Origin of the sequence: Methylomicrobium agile, from assembly GCF_000733855.1 — a bacterium.
Classification (GTDB): Bacteria; Pseudomonadota; Gammaproteobacteria; order Methylococcales; family Methylomonadaceae; genus Methylomicrobium; species Methylomicrobium agile.
In genome coordinates, this window is record NZ_JPOJ01000004.1 from 17984 (window position 1) to 36247 (window position 18264).

An 18264-nucleotide genomic window follows, 5' to 3' on the forward strand; every position below is an offset into this window, starting at 1 on the left:
GGATTTAAGAGACCCGGCAGGCATGATAGCCGAACGGGATCTACATTCTGAGGTCAAGAAAACCTTGAGCGAATAATACGCCCAAGAAGCTCACGCGGCCGGCGGCATTGTGGCCTGACCGACATAGGAAGGTTTTGAATACCAAGGCTTTTGAAGATTGTGCCAAAAACAATTTCCACTATTTTAGAAATAAGCACTACCAATCAATATTGATTAGTAATGATTTAAGCTGCTCTATTCTGGTTTAGTACTATAATAGTGCTCGCATAGCATAAATCCCATTTAAATTCAGCACCGAGTGAAAAACGATGGAAGACAGATGGTTATCCGTGGAAGAAATTTGTGATTACCTCGGTGTAAAACGGGACGCGGTTTACAAGTGGATCAACGACAAATCGATGCCCGCTCATCGCGTGGGACGTTTGTGGAAATTCAAGAAAGAAGCGGTCGATGCCTGGATCGAAGGAGGCGGTGCGTCCGGTGACACTCCCAAAGAAAACGTAGGTAGGGATTCGAAAAAATGAAAAAGGAGTCATTATCGAAAATCGCAACGACGCAAGGAAGGAAAGTCTATGCCATCGATTTGTTCTGCGGCGCTGGTGGATTGACGCATGGTCTCGCGAAGTCTGGCATAGAAGTTCGGCTTGGTGTGGACATCGATCCGGCTTGTGAATACCCCTATGTCGCCAACAACAACGCCAGGTTCCTGCTAAAATCGGTGGAAGAGCTGGAAGCCAGCGAATTGGTGTGTCACTACCGAAAGAACGGCATCAAACTACTGGCTGGTTGCGCTCCGTGCCAGACCTTTTCCACCTACAATCAGAAAGCGACGGAATTCGATAAACGTTGGTGGCTTCTGCTTCAGTTTTCGAGACTCGTAAATGAGCTCTCTCCGGATCTGGTGACTATGGAGAACGTTCCACGATTGATCGAACAGAACGTTTTCGACGAATTCGTAGCCAACCTTGAAGACAACGGATACTCGGTTGCGTATCAGGTCGTTAATTGCGCCGAATACGGTGTTCCTCAACAGCGCAACCGTTTGGTTCTACTGGCATCCAAGCTCGGACCTATCACGCTTCTATCCCCGCAGAAATTTGGCAAGAGGCCGAAAACCGTCAAAGAGGCAATTGGAAATCTACCTCCTATAGAAGCAGGAACGAGTCATCCGAAAGATCCTTTACATCAGTGTGCGACTCTTTCGGAAATAAATATGCGCAGAATCAAAGTTTCTAAGCCAGGGGGAACTTGGAGAGATTGGCCAGAAGATTTAGTGGCCGACTGCCATAAGAAAATATCGGGGAAAACATACCCAAGCGTTTATGGTCGTATGACATGGAATGATCCCGCACCCACGATGACGACCCAGTTCTTCGGGTTCGGCAATGGCCGCTTTGGGCACCCGGAGCAAAACAGGGCGATTTCACTTAGAGAAGGCGCGATCCTGCAAAGTTTTCCAAAGAGTTACAAGTTTGTTCGACCTGGTGAACAGGTATGTTACAAATCCATAGGAAGATTGATCGGAAATGCCGTTCCTGTCACGCTCGGAGAGGTCATCGGAGCCAGCTTGTTGTCGCATGTTTCCGCAGTAACCAAAAGAGCGTATCGGTCAAGACTGAAGAGTTGGTCACAATGACAACAACCAACGCATATTCGACGGACGGTACCCTTCGATTCGGTGCCGTTCCAGAGCCAGGTCAACTCGTCGAAGTCAGGCGTCGTCAATGGGTGGTGACCGATGTATCCAGCGGAGCCTTGTCTCCATCGGGTAACGGCGACCAACACCTCGTTGGTCTGTCATCGCTGGACGAAGATTCCATGGGTGAAGAGATACAGGTCGTCTGGCAGATGGAGGCCGGAGCCCATGTTCTGGAAAAGGCGGGCTTGCCGTCGATCACAGGCTGGGACAATAACGATCGACTGGAAGCCTTTCTCGACGCCGTTCGCTGGGGAGCCGTAACTAACGCGGATCGCTCCTTTCTGCAATCCCCTTTCCGGAGCGGGATAACCATCGAGGACTACCAGCTCGATCCGTTGGTTCGAGCGGTCGAGATGGCCCGCGTCAATCTCCTCATTGCGGACGACGTCGGTTTGGGTAAGACGATTGAGGCTGGACTGGTCATCCAAGAGCTACTCGTGCGTCATCGTGCCAGGACCGTGTTCGTCGTTTGCCCCGCCAGCCTGCAGGTCAAATGGCAGACCGAGATGCAGGAAAAATTCGGCCTCGAGTTTCGGATCGTCGACACCGACTACGTCAAGCGCCTCCGTCGTGAGCGTGGTATCCACGTAAATCCCTGGACGTCTTATCCACGACTCGTCACCTCGATGGACTGGATGAAGAGCGGAGAGGGGTTACGCTTGTTGAAGGACGTCCTCCCTCATCACATAACTTACCCACGCAAATTCGACATCCTGGTCGTCGACGAGGCACACAACGTAGCACCGGCGTCGGCGTCCATGTATGCGCTTGAAAGCCAAAGAACGCGATTGATTCGATCGCTCGCCCCTCATTTTACCCATCGGCTGTTTCTGAGCGCCACGCCCCACAACGGATATCAGGAATCGTTCACCTCGTTGCTGGAGTTGCTGGACGATCAGCGGTTCGCCAGGACGGTGATGCCAGACGAAAAACAACTTCATCGAGTCATGGTTCGTCGTCTGAAGAGCGATATCGTCGACGCGAACGGCAAACCGGTGTTTCCGGTGCGTAAGCTCGAAGGTCTCGAAATCGACTACTCCGAGGATGAGCGCCAGATTCACACCTTGCTCGGAGAATACACGGCCGACCGTTCGAAGAGCGTAAAAGGCACGCGCTTCGAATATGGAACCGATTTCGTTCACATGCTTCTCAAGAAACGTCTCTTTTCCTCGCCGATGGCTTTCGCGCTTACACTGGCGAAACATCGGGAAACTCTCGAGCGCGGCAAGCCAAAAGGCGATCACGACGCCATGGACGATCGCATTCTGCGCAAGGCGATCCTGAAAACAGAAGAGGAGTATTCGGACGATTCGCTGGTCGAAGAAGCCCAGCACGAAGCGGTCGAGGTGGTGGGTGAACTCGCGCCACCGTTGTCACGCGAGCAGAGAGACATGCTCGACCGTCTCTCCGCATGGGCGGAGAAAGCACGCAACCGTGTCGACTCGAAAGCCAAGGCCATTCTCGACTGGCTCGAGAACCATCTGAAGACGGATGGATTCTGGAATGGAAAGCGCGTGATTCTGTTCACCGAATACCGGGCCACCCATTCGTGGCTCCACCAGATTCTCACAGCCAACGGCTACGGCGGCGATCGATTGATGTACCTGCACGGAAGCATGCTGCCGGAGGAGCGCGAGTCGGTTAAAGCTGCGTTCCAGGCGCATCCGGACATTTCACCGGTCCGCATTCTGCTCGCTACCGACGCGGCCTCTGAAGGCATCGACCTTCAGAACCATTGCAACTACCTCATCCACGTCGAGATTCCGTGGAATCCAAATGTCATGGAACAGCGCAACGGTCGTATCGACCGCCACGGGCAGAAGCAAGACGCGGTTTTCATCTGGCATCCGGTGGGGAAAGGCTTCTCCGCGAGAGCCGTCGACAGATCGTAAGCGGCCAGCGGAACCACATAGCCAGGACTAAAACGTTATGATTTAATCCGCGAAGCGAAGAGGCAGAAGCTCGTCGATGCGACTGTTGGGCCAAGTTGGGAGCTTTTCCAGGGTTTCTTTTAGCCATACCGCTGGATCGAACCCGTTGAGCTTGGCGGTGCCGAGCAAGGTTTGAATGATGGCGGCACGCTGGCCGGCGCGTTCGGAGCCTACGAACAACCAGTTTTTTTTGCCCAATGCAATCGGACGAATGCTGTTTTCGATCGGGTTATTGTCGATCGGCAGATCACCAGTCTCGGCGTAGCGCGTGAGCGCAGCCCATCGCTTCAAACTGTAGTCGATCGCTTTGGCGGTGGCACTGCCGGGCGCGGTGCGCAAACGGGTTTGCTGAAGCCAGTCGTGGAAGGCTGCCAAGGTCGGCAGCGTTTTTTCGACACGCAGGGCTTGGCGCCCATCGGGCGTTAGGTCACTCCCTTCGGCTTCAATCGCATACAGCACCGCGATGCGGTTCAAGGCTTCGTGCGCGATCGGGCTCTGGCTGGCCTGGAACAAGTCGAAGAATTTCCGCCGTGCATGCGCCCAACAGGCGAGCTCGATGCACGGTTCAAGCAGGCGTTGATCCTCGGGATGCGCGCGGGCGGCCGCAAACAGGGCTTTGTAGCCGGCATAGTCGTCGACGACGAGGTGGCCTTGCCAGTCTTGCAGAAACTGCTGCGCATGCCGGCCGCTGCGGCCGGCTTGATAGTCGAAGACGAGGATCTTCGGTCCCGGCTGCAAGTCGTTGCTGCGATACGCCCACAAATAGGCCTTTTTCGTTTTGCCGTTGCCGGGATCCAATTGCGGCACCGGCGTCTCATCCGCATGCAGGCAATCGCGTTGCAAGAGGTGCCAGGCCAGACGGTCTGCCAAAGGCTCTAAGGCGACGCCGAGGCGTCCGACCCAGTCGGCCAGGGTGGAGCGGGACAAGGTTACGCCGTCGCGGGCAGCGATCTGTTCCAACCGGTACAGCGGCAGGTGATCCAGAAATTTACTGATCATCACCCAACTCAACAAACCGACCGCCGCCATGCCGCCATCGATCACCGCCGGCGGAATCGGCGCCGCGGTCACGGTTTCACAGCGCCGGCAGGCATATTGCGGGCGGATGTGCCGATGCACGAAGAACTTGGCCGGCTCGACGTCCAGTTGCTCGGTCACATCCTCGCCGATCTTGACCAAGTCCCGGCCGCAGTGCCCGCAGGTGCAGGACTCGGGTTCATGCCGGTGCTCGACGCGGGGCAAGTGAGCGGGCAACAGCTGACGACCGGCACGCAGGCGTTTCGGACGAGCCACCGTTGCACAAGGGCTGTCATCCTGCAGTTGCTCGACTTCGGCTTCAATCGCCGAAATATCCGTGTTCCAGGTTTCCTCGAAGACATCCCGCTGCAGCGGAGCCAAGGCTTCGCTCTTGGTACTGAAACGGATGCGCTTGTAATAGGCCAACTCGTGCGTCAGCGCGGCGATTTTGACCTCTTTGGCTTGCAGGCTGGCGTCCTTCGTTTGCAGGAGTTGCTGCTGATTCGCAATGGTTTGAGCATCCTGCGCCGCTTGCTCGACAAGCGTCTGAAGCATTGCCGCGACTTGGGCTTTAGCGGCCGGTTCCAGGTTGAGTTGATCGAGTTCAGCGAGCAAATTCATGGGGGATATTATACCGCACTCATCCCCTGAAAGCCTTGATATGACTGATGTTCAAGAGGATTTTATCGTTAACATCAGACTCGCCATTCCGCCGAGGGTTGAGCCGATAACCGTTGCCAATCGACACCGGCGGCCAACCACTGCCACTGGGCCGGACTGATCGCAAACACCGGATCAGAGGCCTGGGGCCAGACAAAACTGCCTCGATGCAAGCGCCGCTGACAGAGCCACACGCCATTGCCGTCCCACAGCAACAGGCGCAAGCGGTTGCCGGCACGGTTGCGGAAGATGAAGGCCGACCCAGCACACGGCGAATGACCCAGGCTCTGCTGCACGATCGTGGTTAAGCCATCCAGGCCGCGCCGCATGTCGACCGGCGCCACCGCCAGCCAAATCTGTGCCGGGCTCGCGATCAGGCCAGGCATCGCAACAGCTCCGCGAGCCAACTCGCCGGCATCGAAGCCGGCAGTTCCAGGCGATGGCCCTGAGCATGGGTAAAGACAATGACCTCAGTGACAGCCGGTTGAATCTGCACCGGTATCAAGGCCGTCGAATCCTGCTTGGGTAATTTGCGATAATCGCTCAGCCGTGCTGTGAACGTACGGACATTGAGTTGCTGTGCTGCGCAATACGCGGCTTGCGACAAACCACTGCGTTGCCACGCTTCGATATGCTGACGCCATTTCGCTGTGATGGCCATGCTAAAACTCCTGATCAAAAAAATCACAGGATGCCGCAGACGAAAACTATTTTATAGGTGGCTCGGATGGACGCTTACGACAGATCCGTCAAGACTGGCGATGTCGCGGGCGATCACGAGTATCTGATACGTGCCGCCCTCAAGATCGACACGATTCGTGAAGACCTCGGCAGCGTCGGGCCGGTCATCGCCAGGCAGATCGAGGAGGCCATGCTCGGCAGGCGCAGCGACTTAGATACCGTATCGGCAGAGGCTAAAGCCGCCAAGGCGAGGAAGTTCGTAGCGGCGGAAAAACGTCTTCAGGAACGCATCGCCCGCCTGCACGAGAGGCTCATGGAAGCTAAGAACGATTTCCATCTGTCTCCAGAACACATTTCGCGTGCCGTCGAGGTCGCGTTGGATCTAGCCGAAAAGCCACCGCTTAAGCCCATCGCGGCCAATGATGGCGAAAACGGAAGCATTTTCGAAGTGCCCGTCCTGCCCGGCTCCTGGGGCAGAGCCACCGTTGGACTGGATCATCCGCATACCGGCGTTCGTCGACCGATTACCTTCGATCACGAAGTCGCCAAAGGAAGGGACGATGTCGTCCTGGCCCATCTCAATCACAGGCTGGTGCAGATGTGTCTGCGCTTGCTTCGCGAGCAGATATGGAAGCTCGACGACGTCAAGCGACTTCACCGCGTGGTGGTCCGCACCGTGCCCGACAGCGAGTTGAGTGTCCCGGCAGTGGCCGTCTGGTCGCGTTTGGTAATCACCGGTGGAGACCACCACCGTCTTCACGAAGAGCTGACCCTCGCCGGTGGCGAATTAGAACACAAACGGTTCGCTCGTATTACCCAAGTCGGCAAACTGGAAGCCCTAATAACCAAAGGCTCTCCAACCGAACCCGATAGGGCGCTGTTCGACGTGCTGAAAGACAGGTTCGAGCGCCACGAAGACACTCTCATGGCCGCCATCGAAGCAAGGTCCAGAGACCGCTTGAAATATCTCGAGAACACGCTCGACAGGCGTATGAAAAGCGAAATCGCCGACGTTCGAACCGTTTTGGACGAACTCGAAGCGAGTATACGAAAGGAACTGAAAGAAGATGGCAAAGCCATTCAGCTCGATATCTTCAGTGACGAAGAATTGGGACAAATAAAGAAAGACACGCAAGCGCTCGGATCTCGTTTGGCGCGTATTCCGGAAGAACGTGAAGAGGAAAAGGCCGCCATCGAGAAACACTATGCCAACCCCGTGGATCGCACCTTCCCCGTCGCTGTCGTGTTCTTGGTACCGGCTTCTCAATCAAGGATAAAGCAATGAAATGGCAGGAGTACCAAGAAGCTGCCGCCGTACTTTACGAGCAGTTGGACGGATTCGGGACGATCCATCGCAACGTCTACTTGCCGGATCTTGTGACGGGACAACGCAGGCAAGTCGACGTAATGATCGAGATGACCGAGCGAGGACACTCGCTGCGCATGCTTATCGACGCCAAATTCCATTCAACACCTCTCGACGTTAAGGATATCGAAGAAGTCGCGGCACTTTCACAGGCTGTCGGAGCGCATAAAACAATTATCGTAGCGGCGAACGGCTTCACTTCTCCAGCCGAAGCCAAAGCTCGGTTCATTCAGTGCGATTTGATGACTCTGTCCATAGAAGAGGCTCTGGATCTCATCGTCCCTGACAAATGGAAAATGTGCCCGGTTTGCAACACCGACTGCATTGTCCTCGACCAAGACGGTATGACGCAGTTCGATAATGGCTTGATTTTCTGGTGGTTAGCCGGGCAGTGTCGTGGATGCAAGTGTGCTCGGGTTAATTGCCAAGATTGCGGACAAAAAATGTACATAGAAATCGGCAAATCCCTGGTGTGTGGTTGTGGTCATGAGTGGCATTGCACCGATGAAGGAGTTGGCATCGAACTCTTCAAGGAAGAGCCCCAATGGTGAAGAATCTATCTAAACACGCCGAATGGCTCTCCCTGATCGAGATATCCGGCCCTTTCCTGACCGTATCCATGCTGGACAAAGCGTTCCCGCAAGGGCTGGAAGCGGTGGAAACTCCGCGACGCCAGAAACTCAGGGCTGCCTACGAGGAATGGCGCGAGGCGGTGGACCAGGAAGACAAATTGCTACCGGAATTGCACCGGGAATGGGTCCGTCTGGTACTGACGGAAATGCTCGAATACGACCAAGAATCCCTCGTCTGCGCTGGCGACTGGCCGGACGAACTCCCGAGCGTTTCATCGCAGGAACATGCCGGAACGTTCAAACCCGACTGGATCGTCCGCTCTCCCGCAGACGGAAAGCCGCGCCTGTTCATCGCCGTTCTGCCGTCGGACACCGATCTCGAATCGGTCCAGCGAGGTGACGGCTGGCCCGTTTCTTTCCAGGAGCGCATGACTCTGCTCTGCCGCGCCCATGGCGTGCGCGTGGGACTTTTGACCGATGGCGAACGTTGGATGCTGGTCAACGCGCCGGTCGGCTCTACCTCCAGCCAGGCGTCGTGGTACGCCCGCCTTTGGTTCCAGGAGCCGATCACGCTGAAGGCCTTCCAGTCTTTGCTCGGTGTCCGGCGCTGTTTTGGCCCGGCGGAAGACACCTTGGAATCGCTTCTGGACGAATCCCTCAAGCATCACGAGGAGGTCACGGACACCCTCGGCGAGCAGGTCCGTCGTGCGGTCGAGGTGCTCGTACAGTGCCTCGACAAGGCCGACGAGGACCGCAATCGGGAACTCCTCCGCGACGTGAAACCCGCCGAGCTCTACGAGGCCGGGCTGACGGTGATGATGCGGCTGGTGTTCGTCCTCTGCGCCGAGGAGCGCGGGCTGCTCCTTCTCGGCGATTCGGTATACGACCGGTGTTACGCCGTTTCCACCCTGCGCGGACAACTGGCAGAAGAAGCCGATCGTCACGGGCCGGAAGTGCTCGACAGCCGTCACGATGCCTGGGCTAGATTGCTCGCCGTGTTCCGGGCCGTCTATGGCGGCATCGAGCATGAAAGCCTGCGGATGTCCGCCTTGGGCGGCTCGCTGTTCGATCCCGACCGTTTTCCGTTCCTGGAGGGACGGGCCAAGGGCACCCATTGGCGGGACACCTCGGCCGCTCCGCTGCCCATCGACAACCGCACCGTGCTGCTGCTCTTGAATTCGTTGCAGATTTTGGAACAGTCGGGCGGAGCGCTGCTGCTGTCCTATCGTGCGCTCGATGTCGAGCAGATCGGACATGTTTACGAAGGCCTGCTCGAACACACCGTGGCTCGCGTTCCCCGCGTAACCCTAGGTCTACAAGGGTCACAGAAGGCGAAGAATCCTAACATGGCGCTCGCGGAACTGGAATCGGCGCGGCTGGACGGCGAGGCGGCGCTCGTCAAATTGGTTCTGGACGTAACCGGGCGGAGCGAATCGGCCATCAGGAACGGCCTTTCGAAACCCTCCGACGATACGGTCTTCGGCCGGGTGTTGGGTGTCTGCGGTGGAGACACCGAATTGGCCGAACGTATCCGCCCCTTCACGAACCTGCTCCGCACCAACGCCTGGGACGATCCGATCGTCTATCGCGACAATTCGTTCATGGTCACTCTCGGGGCCAACAGGCGTGAGACCGGCACCCACTACACCCCGAAATCCCTCACCGAGAGTATCGTCACCACCACGCTCGAACCGGTGGTGTACGTCGGCCCGGCCGAGGGCAAGCCCCGCGAGGAATGGACGCTCAAGTCGTCTCGGGAGATTCTAGACCTCAAAGTCTGCGACCCCGCCATGGGTTCGGGGGCTTTCCTCGTTCAGGCCTGCCGCTATCTCGGCGAGAAGCTGGTGGAGGCTTGGTTGCACGAAGAGTCAGCCGGAAAGGCCATCACCGTCGACGGCGAGGCGCTCGTCCAGCTCGGCGCGGAGGAACCTCTGCCGTCCCATCTCGACGAACGACTGACCATCGCCCGCCGCCTGGTGGCCGAGCGCTGCCTGTACGGGGTGGACGTCAATCCGCTGGCCGTGGAGCTGGCCAAGCTCTCCATCTGGTTGGTGACCCTCGCCAAGGGCAGGCCGTTCGGCTTTCTCGATCACAACCTCCGCTCTGGCGACAGTCTGCTGGGCATCCACCGGCTGGAACAGCTCACGCAGTTGCGGATGGATATGAGTTCTGGGCGGCCGTACCAGCTTCGAATCTTCGGGCAGAACATCGAGGCGGCGGTCAACGAGGCCATCGAACTGCGCAAACGACTCCGCGCCACGACCATCCGGGACATAAAGGATGTCGAGGCGATGGCCCGGCTGGATCGCGAGGCGCGGCGGAAACTCGAATCCGTCGAACTGATCGCCGACGCCATGATAGGCGAGGCGCTCCGATGTGGAGGCAATTCCCGGGCTCTCGATGCCGCGCTGGACACGCTTGCGACCATGGCGGGAGATTTCCTGAGCGGCATCGAGAAAATGGGGGAGCAGATTGCCCAGCATGCTCGAGCAATTATTGGAGCCGAGCTATTAGATGAAACACTTCAAAGAAGACCATTTCACTGGATTATTGAGTTTCCTGAAGTTTTCCTTCGAGATGAACCTGGCTTTGATGGGGTGGTTGCAAATCCGCCATGGGGCGCAGCGGTTTCAGCAAATACTCAGCGAATTTGGAAAGAGCAACATGCAGGCAGTTTGGACCGACTAGTTGATTCTTTTCATCTATTCATCTTGCGAGCTTATGAAATCTCACGAAATGACAGCCAAGGGGTTGTTGGCTACCTTGTCCCAGATGTTCTACTCTACCAAGGCTACTCTCAACATCTTCGCACCTTAATTCTTTCGAAAGCAAAAATCGTCAAGGTCTGCAACGTTGGCGGCGGTGTGTTTGTCAGAGTGACACGACCGTGTTGTTACATAGTCTTTTCCAAGAACTTTCAAGGAGACTCGCAGATTTCTATAGTTAAATGGCGAGTCTCCCATTCGCCAGAAGAAAAAAATGGCGATTCTGACTTTTTTATTAAGCAAACATCACTCCTCTCTTTTCCTGGGTGTGTAATTCCAACAGGAAATATGGAGGATTTTATTATGGCCGCAGAATATGTGGCGGCTCTGCCGTGCAAAATTTCAGACCTTGTTGATGAACATGGGATTCAAAGAGGCGTAAGTGCAGACAACAAAGATGTATTCGTGGTGACAAAAGAAAAAAGTGAAACCGAAAAAATTGAGCAAGAGTTTTTGAAGCCAGTTGTCACTGGTGGCATTCACATAAAACCATTTAACATTGAAACAGAGTTGCCGCTAGTAATATATACGACCAAAGACGTTACTGCTGAAGAAATCCCAAATATTTTGAAATGGGTAGAGAGCAATTCAGAGAAAATTACATGCAAAGAAGTAAAGCAAGGCAAGCATCCAATCTATGCGCTTCACAGACCGCGTGATTTTAGAATTTTTGAGAAGAAAGCCAAAATCCTCGGTGTAATTACCTCGGACCGACCAAAAGTCGCGGTTGATGAAAATAGTCTATACGCAATGGATGGAATTTACGTCTTTGCCCTCCGAAACAACATTGACCCGTATTTTCTTGCGGGAGTGCTTAATTCAAGCTTAATGGCGAAGATTTATCGGGTTTTCTCTCAGGAAGAAGGCCGGGTTATGGCTCAAGTTAAGCCGACGATAATCGCCCAACTTCCCATCGTTGATCCAAATCAACAAGAAAAAGATCTGATAGATATGGTGTCAGAAATATCGAAAACGTCGAAGAGACTTCACGCGTCTCACTCAAATGACGATTCAAGAGCGGCAGCATTAAATCATTTGGACAACCTCGTCGTTGCACTGTTTGAATTAGCAAGGGGCAGATATGAGCGCAGACAACTTTCATAATAACTCCTGGCTCATGCGCATTGGAGCCGAGGCCCGCTGCAGGCGCTTCTCGGTGACCGTCGATCACGGCTCTTCGCTCTTCCGGGGTGTCGAGGAAGGTGACGGCGTGCTGATCACCGGGGGCGATCCGCTGGCTGCCGTTTCGTTCGCCCGTATCTACCGCATCCGCGCCAAGCTCGACGAAACGACATTCTTCTTCGATGGCGTCCTTTCCGTAAATGGCGGAAAGACTTTGACCGACCTCGAGGTGACCGCACCCGAATCAAAGGCGGCCATGGTGCGACTGGAGTGGCCGGTATTCGAGGCGGCGCTGAAAGCGGCCTGTGGTATCACGTTCGATGCCCTGCCCATACTGGAAGGCGGTTCCGCCGAGGAACAGGACTACGTGCGGGAACTTCTCCAGTTGGCCGTCATAGACGACCTGCTCGGTCCGGCGGACGGGCCGGTCGAGGAGATCGTGGGCATGAGCGTTCGCGATCGCTACCTGGTGGGCAAGCTGGCTCCGATGGATACGGCACCGGATGCGGCGGAGACGGACACCTTCGGCGAATCGGGCCGCCCGGATGCCGAGGAACGAGACGAGGAAGTCGATACGTCCACAAATCAATCCCTGGTCCCTTCGTCCATGGGGTTCACCTTCTGCGTCGACGGAAACCTGGAAAACGTCAAACTGTCCGCCAACTGGGGGCGCTACGAAAGGACGCAGAGCGAACGGGAAAACGAAGAGACGGGCAATCCTCGGCGTTGCTGGAAGCGCATACCTTCGGGCGGTTCCGCCGTGGTCTCCCTGAAGAAGCGGACCATCGAACCGATCCAGATCGACGCCGACTGCCCTTCGGTCGTGGTGCAGGGTTCGGTCAGCGCCCCTCTGGAAAACGGCGACAGGCTGGTGACGCTCTTTCTAGTCAACACTCAGACCATGCCCGAACAGAACCAGGATCAGTCCTGGATCTTCCAGCCCGAACTGATCGTGCGGGACACGGAGGGGCGCGCGGTTTTCCGGCGTCGCCCGATCCTGCGGGCCGACGAATTCGACGAGGAGCGTGAAGCCCTCGAAATGATCTATCGGGACCGGGTCGAGTTCGCCGTCGGACATGGCGTCTCGGTCAACGCGACTGTCTCGGAAGAGGATCGCGAGCGTGCCACGGAGGTCAGGACCGCCGTGCTTCCCGAGTACGAGATCCAGATGACCGAAACACCCGGTCTCGAACCGGAAGACCGCCCGGCCATGCGCCGAATGATCGAGGACGGCCTGCTCGACATGGAGCGGCTCGCCGAGCTCGCCACACCAGAAATGCGCGACGAATTGGTCGCCGGGCTGAAAGTGTTGACGGACGACTACGCTGAGTGGATCGCCGAAAACCGGAATGCCATCGGCAGCGAGGTCGTGGGATACGACATCCCGGCTACCGAGGCGATAGATCGTTGCAATCTGATACTGGAAAGGCTCAGGGAAGGCATCGACGTCCTGGCGGCGAACGACCGGGCGCTGGCCGCTTTCCGGTTCGCCAACCGGGCCATGGCCTCGCAGCGCATTCATAGTGAATATGCCCGTAAAAAACGCCAAGGGAAAGAGGTGACACTTGAAGGATTGAACGTCAGAAAAAATCGTTCTTGGCGCGCTTTCCAGTTGGCGTTCATGCTGCTTTCCATTCCGGCGCTCGCCGACCCGACTCACCGGGACCGCACCGAACCCTTGGAGGCTTTCGCCGACTTGCTCTGGTTCCCAACCGGCGGCGGCAAAACCGAGGCCTATCTCGGTGTCGCGGCTTTCACCATGGGCATCCGTCGCCTCCAGGGCAACATGGGCGGCCTCGACGGCGGGCGCGGCCTGGCCGTGATCATGCGCTACACCTTGCGGTTGCTGACCCTGCAACAGTTTCAACGGGCAACGGCCCTGATCTGCGCCATGGAGGTACTGCGCCGGGCCGAACCGGTGGTCTGGGGCGATGCGCCGTTCACCATCGGCCTCTGGGTCGGCCAGCGGGTCACGCCGAACACCACCGACGAGAGCCACGCGGCGATCGAAAAGGAACGGGATGGCAAGTACGGTACGGGGTCGACTCCAGCTCAGTTGACCAGTTGTCCGTGGTGTGGTTCCGAGATAGCACCTGGTCGGGATATCCACGTCGATCGGGAAATCGGCCGCACCTTTATCTACTGCGGTGACAAATACGGACGCTGCGATTTCGGACGGACGAAGTCGAAGAATCTGGGGCTACCGGTCTTGGTGGTGGACGACGAAATCTACCGACACCCGCCCTCGATGTTGATCGCCACCGTGGACAAGTTTGCCATGATGGCCTGGCGCGGGCAGGTCCGCACGCTCTTTGGCAAGGCGAACCGCGAATGTCCGCGCCACGGGCTGCTCTGGCCCGAGGCCGACTGCAACGGCAATCACACCAAGAAAGGGTCACTGGAAGCGGTCAAGGTCAAAGAGATCATGCCCATCCGTCCCCCGGATCTGATCATCCAGGACGAATTCCATCTGATCAGCGGACCGCTGGGAACCATGGTCGGCCTGTACGAAACCGCCGTGGACGAACTTTCGACCTGGATGGTCGACGGCAAGGCGATCCGGCCCAAGATCGTCGCCTCCACGGCGACGGTACGCAAGGCCGAAGAGCAGGTAAACAACGTCTTCCTCCGCAGGGTTTCGGTATTCCCGCCCCATGGCCTCGATGTCGAGGACAACTTCTTCGCGGTGCAGCGTTCGGTGGAGGACAAGCCCGGGCGTCTCTACATGGGGATCTGTTCGCCGGGCAGCTCCCGTCCCGCCGTTCTGATCCGTGTCTACGTCGCCCTGCTGACCGCCGCCCAGTCGCTGTTCCAGCGCTTCGGCGCGGCGGCCGACCCGTACATGACCGTGGTCGGATATTTCAACTCCCTGCGCGAGTTGGGGGGCATGCGGCGGCTGGCCGAGGACGACGTGCAGACCCGTGCCTATCGCGTCCAGATGAGCGACGTGATGCGACCGGGGCTGAGTCAGCGCTCGGTACGCATCGTGGACGAACTAACCTCGCGGGTTTCGAACAAGGAGATTCCCAAGAAGCTCGACCAACTGGAGGTCAAGTTCAAGCCCACCTGGGAAAAAGGCGAGACGCGGGCTATCGACATCGTCCTGGCCACCAACATGCTGTCGGTGGGCGTCGACGTCAATCGTATCGGACTGATGGTCGTCAACGGCCAACCGAAGAACACGGCGGAATACATTCAGGCCACGAGCCGCGTCGGCCGATCCTTCCCGGGGCTCGTCTGCACCGTGCTCACCTGGTCGCGGCCTCGCGATCTGTCCCATTACGAAACATTCGAGCACTATCACGCGACGTTTTACAAACATGTCGAGGCCCAATCCGTCACGCCGTTTGCGGCGAGAGCGCTGGATCGTGGTCTGACCGGTGCGATGGTGAGCTTACTCCGGCTCGAAAACACTTCCATGAACCCGAATCCTGGAGCGCAATCCCTTGACAGTTCCGGCAAAGCGGAAGCTCTGAGAGCTCGGAATGTGCTATCAGAACGAGCCTGGAAGGTGAAAGACAAGGCGGCCAGAACCACCGCCGACAATATGACCGCCGATCGGATCGACAGGTGGGTAAAGGAATCCGTGAAGGCTGGGCGCAGATTGGGTTACGAAACGGAGCGTGGGCAGGGAGATCTCGTCGCCCTTCTGAAAAAGCCCGGAGCTTCGGCGTGGGACGAATTCACGGTTCCCATGTCGATGCGTGAAGTGGAACCTGGCGTTCAATTGATCATGGATGCTTCGAAGCACTCTACCGAACCTCCATCCTGGAAACCGAAAATCAGGAATGTGGACGGAGGTGAGGCATGAGTTTTTATCTCGTCGGGCAAGTTCGTCCCAGTCAATTGCTCTGGACATACGGTCCAGGCGCCCTGATCGACCTGCCGAATCTTTCGGTATTGACCATGGGGCTGGATCGATGGAATCCGGACAGATGCCCACCGATAGATGAGGCGCGACTTCTCGCCGCCGTTCGCCGGGTACTAGGCCCACAAGTGGAACGGTTACGGATGCCTCCCTTTCTGAAGGAAGAAGGTGTCGATCCCATGTCTGCGGAAGGCAAGATTGGCGTGCCGGTTCGCCCCTTCCCACGTTGGTTGAGATGTGTGAAATGCGGTTTGCTGGCTGAATACGATACGGGCCTGTTCGACATCAAGGCCAATCCTTACCGCCCGGAGCAGACCCATTTCGTGCATTCCAACTGCGAGAAAGGCAAGAACGCCGATGCTGTGCCCGCTCGCTTTCTGCTCGCGTGTAGAAACGGCCACCTTGACGATTTTCCGTGGCATTGGTTCGTGCATGGCGGTCCGTCCGAGTGCAAAGGGACGCTGCGCTTCTTCGAGCGAGGCGCTTCCCTGCAGACCGAAAACCTTTGGGTCAAATGCGACACCTGCGACGCGGCACGCTCTCTTGTTCATGCCTTCGGGCGGGAGGCGCAGGATAATCTTCCCGCCTGCCGAGGGCGGCATCCCCACCTCAGCCATTACGAGGAATGCGCCGAAGACCCTAGAACCATCCTCCTGGGTGCAACCAACGGATGGTTTCCGATCACCCTGTCCGTTTTGGCGATTCCAATGGAAAAGGATCAACTCGGACAGTTGATACTCGATGGGTGGGAATATTTCTCCGACGCGGAATCGGCTGACGAAATCAAGGTGATCGTGAAAACTCTGGTCAAGAGCGGCAGCCTCCCGGGAATAGACAAATGGGATCATAGGGATATTTGGAAGGCCGTCGAAGACCGAAAGGAAGGCCGGTCGAGCACGACGGTCATATCCGAAGGTGACATCAAGGATCCCGAGTGGGACGTCCTGACCGCAGACAATCCTCCGACAGACTGGCCACATTTTCTGAGCAGCAAGACCGAAACACCGGAAGGTTATCGAGACCGTCTGGCCAGTGTGCTGCTCCTGGAACGGCTCCGCGAGGTGAACGCCCTGATCGGCTATACCCGGGTAGAGGCTCCCGAAGAATCGACCGATACGGACGAGCGACCGCCGATGGCGGATCTCAGTCGGAACAAACCCGATTGGATCCCCGCCAGTGAGGTTCATGGCGAAGGGATATTCATCCGATTCGACGAGAATGCCGTGGCAGAGTGGGAAAAGCGGTCAGCCGTTCAAGCCAGAAGCCAAAAACTGGAAGCAGGTCATCGGGGCTGGCGGAATGCGCGTGGGCTGGCTCCCGACGAGGGATATCCAGGCATTAGATACGCCATGCTGCATACGTTCGCCCATCTTCTCATTCGGGAGCTGGCTCTCGAATGTGGCTACAACGCGGCGAGCATCCGGGAACGTATTTACGCGAAGAATGACAACGAATCACCCATGGCGGGTGTGTTGCTCTACACGGCGGCGGCCGATTCCGACGGGACTCTCGGTGGTCTCGTGGAGCTCGGAAAACCCGAGAATCTTGGGCGTTTGATCGAGCAGGCTCTGGATCGCTCCACCGTCTGCTCTTCCGACCCTCTCTGCTCGGAACACAATCCTAGTGTCGATCGTTCCTTGCATTCCGCCGCTTGTCATGCCTGTACCTTCGTCGCCGAAACGTCCTGTGAACGTGGGAACCGTTATCTCGACAGAGCACTGCTCGTCAAAACCTTCGAAGCCTCCGACACCGCTTTCTTCGCCGGAAACGGAGATTTGAATGGATGATCTTCTGGCAGTGATCGCCGAACTCGGCCTTGAGCTGCATCCGGATCGTATCTCCACCGTCGCGTCGAAGATCGAGACGCTGGGCTCCGTCGAGCAGTTCGCTTTGACCCGTTCGAGCTTCGGCCCCAACGCTGACAAGGAATTGGTTGGACGTCTGGATCGGGCGTGGCGTAATAGCAAGGATACCTCTCCACGTGACGTGGCATCCGCTCTCCGAGGAGCTTCTGCAGCGGCAGTTCTGAGAGAGAACCGTGGGGCCGTGGAATTGGTATGGACAGGCCCCTTGACGGGTCAGGTTCCGGTCAGGCACACCGAGCAGGTGCTCTGTGAAGTCATCGAAGCCGCGAAGAGACGGCTGTTTATCGTTAGCTTCGTCGCCTACGAAGTCGATTCGATCATCCGGGCACTCCGTGGAGCGATAGGACGCCAGGTTCAGATAGACGTATTGCTGGAGTCGTCCGACAAGCATGGCGGGCGGGTGACATACGATTCCGTCAAGGCCATGAAAGGCATTCTCCCCTCGATCGACGTTTATGTCTGGCCATCGGACAGGAAGTCGCTGCCCGTACAGTTGTCGGGAGCCGTTCATGCCAAATGTGCCGTCGCCGACGGCGAACTGGCTTTCATCACCAGTGCGAATCTAACCTCCGCCGCGATGGAACGCAACATGGAGCTCGGCGTTCTTGTCAGAAAAGGGAATTTACCTTTCGAACTTCACCGGCATTTAGAATTACTGATTTCAACCAAAATCATAGAAAAATATAACGATAATGGATAACGTTGACAAAGCGACACG

Annotated in this window: 12 protein-coding genes; 9 read left to right on the forward strand and 3 right to left on the reverse strand. The window is 56.9% G+C overall.

What is annotated here, in order from left to right; genetic code table 11:
* Window positions 1-308: 308 nt before the first annotated feature.
* Genes CC94_RS0120740 through drmD form a run of 3 tightly spaced genes read left to right on the forward strand, consistent with a single transcriptional unit; the run spans window position 309 to window position 3591 of the window.
* Complete coding sequence (locus CC94_RS0120740) at window positions 309-524, forward strand: helix-turn-helix domain-containing protein (protein WP_031431991.1); 216 nt, start codon at window positions 309-311, stop codon at window positions 522-524.
* The gene (locus CC94_RS0120745) at window positions 521-1636 is read left to right on the forward strand and encodes a DNA cytosine methyltransferase (RefSeq protein WP_031431992.1); all 1116 of its coding nucleotides are present in this window, start codon (window positions 521-523) and stop codon (window positions 1634-1636) included. Before CC94_RS0120740 ends, CC94_RS0120745 begins: the two co-directional genes overlap by 4 nt.
* Window positions 1633-3591 carry a DISARM system SNF2-like helicase DrmD gene (gene drmD / locus CC94_RS0120750; RefSeq protein ID WP_215731702.1) on the forward strand — a complete coding sequence of 653 codons (1959 nt, stop codon included), beginning with the start codon at window positions 1633-1635 and terminating at the stop codon, window positions 3589-3591. Before CC94_RS0120745 ends, drmD begins: the two co-directional genes overlap by 4 nt.
* Window positions 3592-3633: 42 nt before the next feature.
* Here the strand turns inward: drmD and tnpC are convergent, their stop codons facing one another.
* The 3 genes from tnpC to tnpA form a co-directional block, all read right to left on the reverse strand.
* Complete coding sequence (tnpC, locus tag CC94_RS0120755) at window positions 3634-5268, reverse strand: IS66 family transposase (RefSeq protein WP_005368386.1); 1635 nt, start codon at window positions 5266-5268, stop codon at window positions 3634-3636.
* Between the two features lie 74 nt (window positions 5269-5342).
* Window positions 5343-5693 carry an IS66 family insertion sequence element accessory protein TnpB gene (gene tnpB, locus CC94_RS0120760; RefSeq protein ID WP_005368390.1) on the reverse strand — a complete coding sequence of 117 codons (351 nt, stop codon included), beginning with the start codon at window positions 5691-5693 and terminating at the stop codon, window positions 5343-5345.
* Complete coding sequence (gene tnpA / locus CC94_RS0120765) at window positions 5681-5968, reverse strand: IS66 family insertion sequence element accessory protein TnpA (RefSeq protein ID WP_005368392.1); 288 nt, start codon at window positions 5966-5968, stop codon at window positions 5681-5683. The genes tnpB and tnpA overlap by 13 nt, the downstream gene beginning before the upstream one ends.
* Before the next feature lie 66 nt (window positions 5969-6034).
* Here tnpA and CC94_RS22015 point away from each other — a divergent pair, with 66 nt between their 5' ends.
* From CC94_RS22015 to drmC, 6 genes are read left to right on the forward strand one after another with little or no spacing between them, the layout of a single operon-like run.
* Window positions 6035-7273: a hypothetical protein gene (locus CC94_RS22015; protein WP_215731703.1), complete on the forward strand. Its 1239-nt coding sequence runs from the start codon at window positions 6035-6037 to the stop codon at window positions 7271-7273.
* Window positions 7270-7905 (forward strand): restriction endonuclease, encoded by a 636-nt coding sequence (locus CC94_RS0120775; RefSeq protein ID WP_031431994.1) that lies wholly within the window; start codon window positions 7270-7272, stop codon window positions 7903-7905. The genes CC94_RS22015 and CC94_RS0120775 overlap by 4 nt, the downstream gene beginning before the upstream one ends.
* Entirely contained in the window at window positions 7899-11795 is a 3897-nt protein-coding gene (locus CC94_RS0120780) for an Eco57I restriction-modification methylase domain-containing protein (RefSeq protein WP_084675434.1), read from the forward strand. Before CC94_RS0120775 ends, CC94_RS0120780 begins: the two co-directional genes overlap by 7 nt.
* Complete coding sequence (gene drmA / locus CC94_RS0120785; protein ID WP_031431996.1) at window positions 11773-15624, forward strand: DISARM system helicase DrmA; 3852 nt, start codon at window positions 11773-11775, stop codon at window positions 15622-15624. The genes CC94_RS0120780 and drmA overlap by 23 nt, the downstream gene beginning before the upstream one ends.
* Window positions 15621-17468, forward strand: coding sequence for a DUF1998 domain-containing protein (drmB, locus tag CC94_RS0120790; RefSeq protein WP_031431997.1), 1848 nt, complete (start codon window positions 15621-15623; stop codon window positions 17466-17468). The genes drmA and drmB overlap by 4 nt, the downstream gene beginning before the upstream one ends.
* A complete protein-coding gene (drmC, locus tag CC94_RS0120795; protein ID WP_031431998.1) occupies window positions 17461-18246 on the forward strand; it encodes a DISARM system phospholipase D-like protein DrmC in 786 nt (261 codons plus the stop codon). Before drmB ends, drmC begins: the two co-directional genes overlap by 8 nt.
* The last annotated feature ends 18 nt before the right edge of the window (window positions 18247-18264 follow it).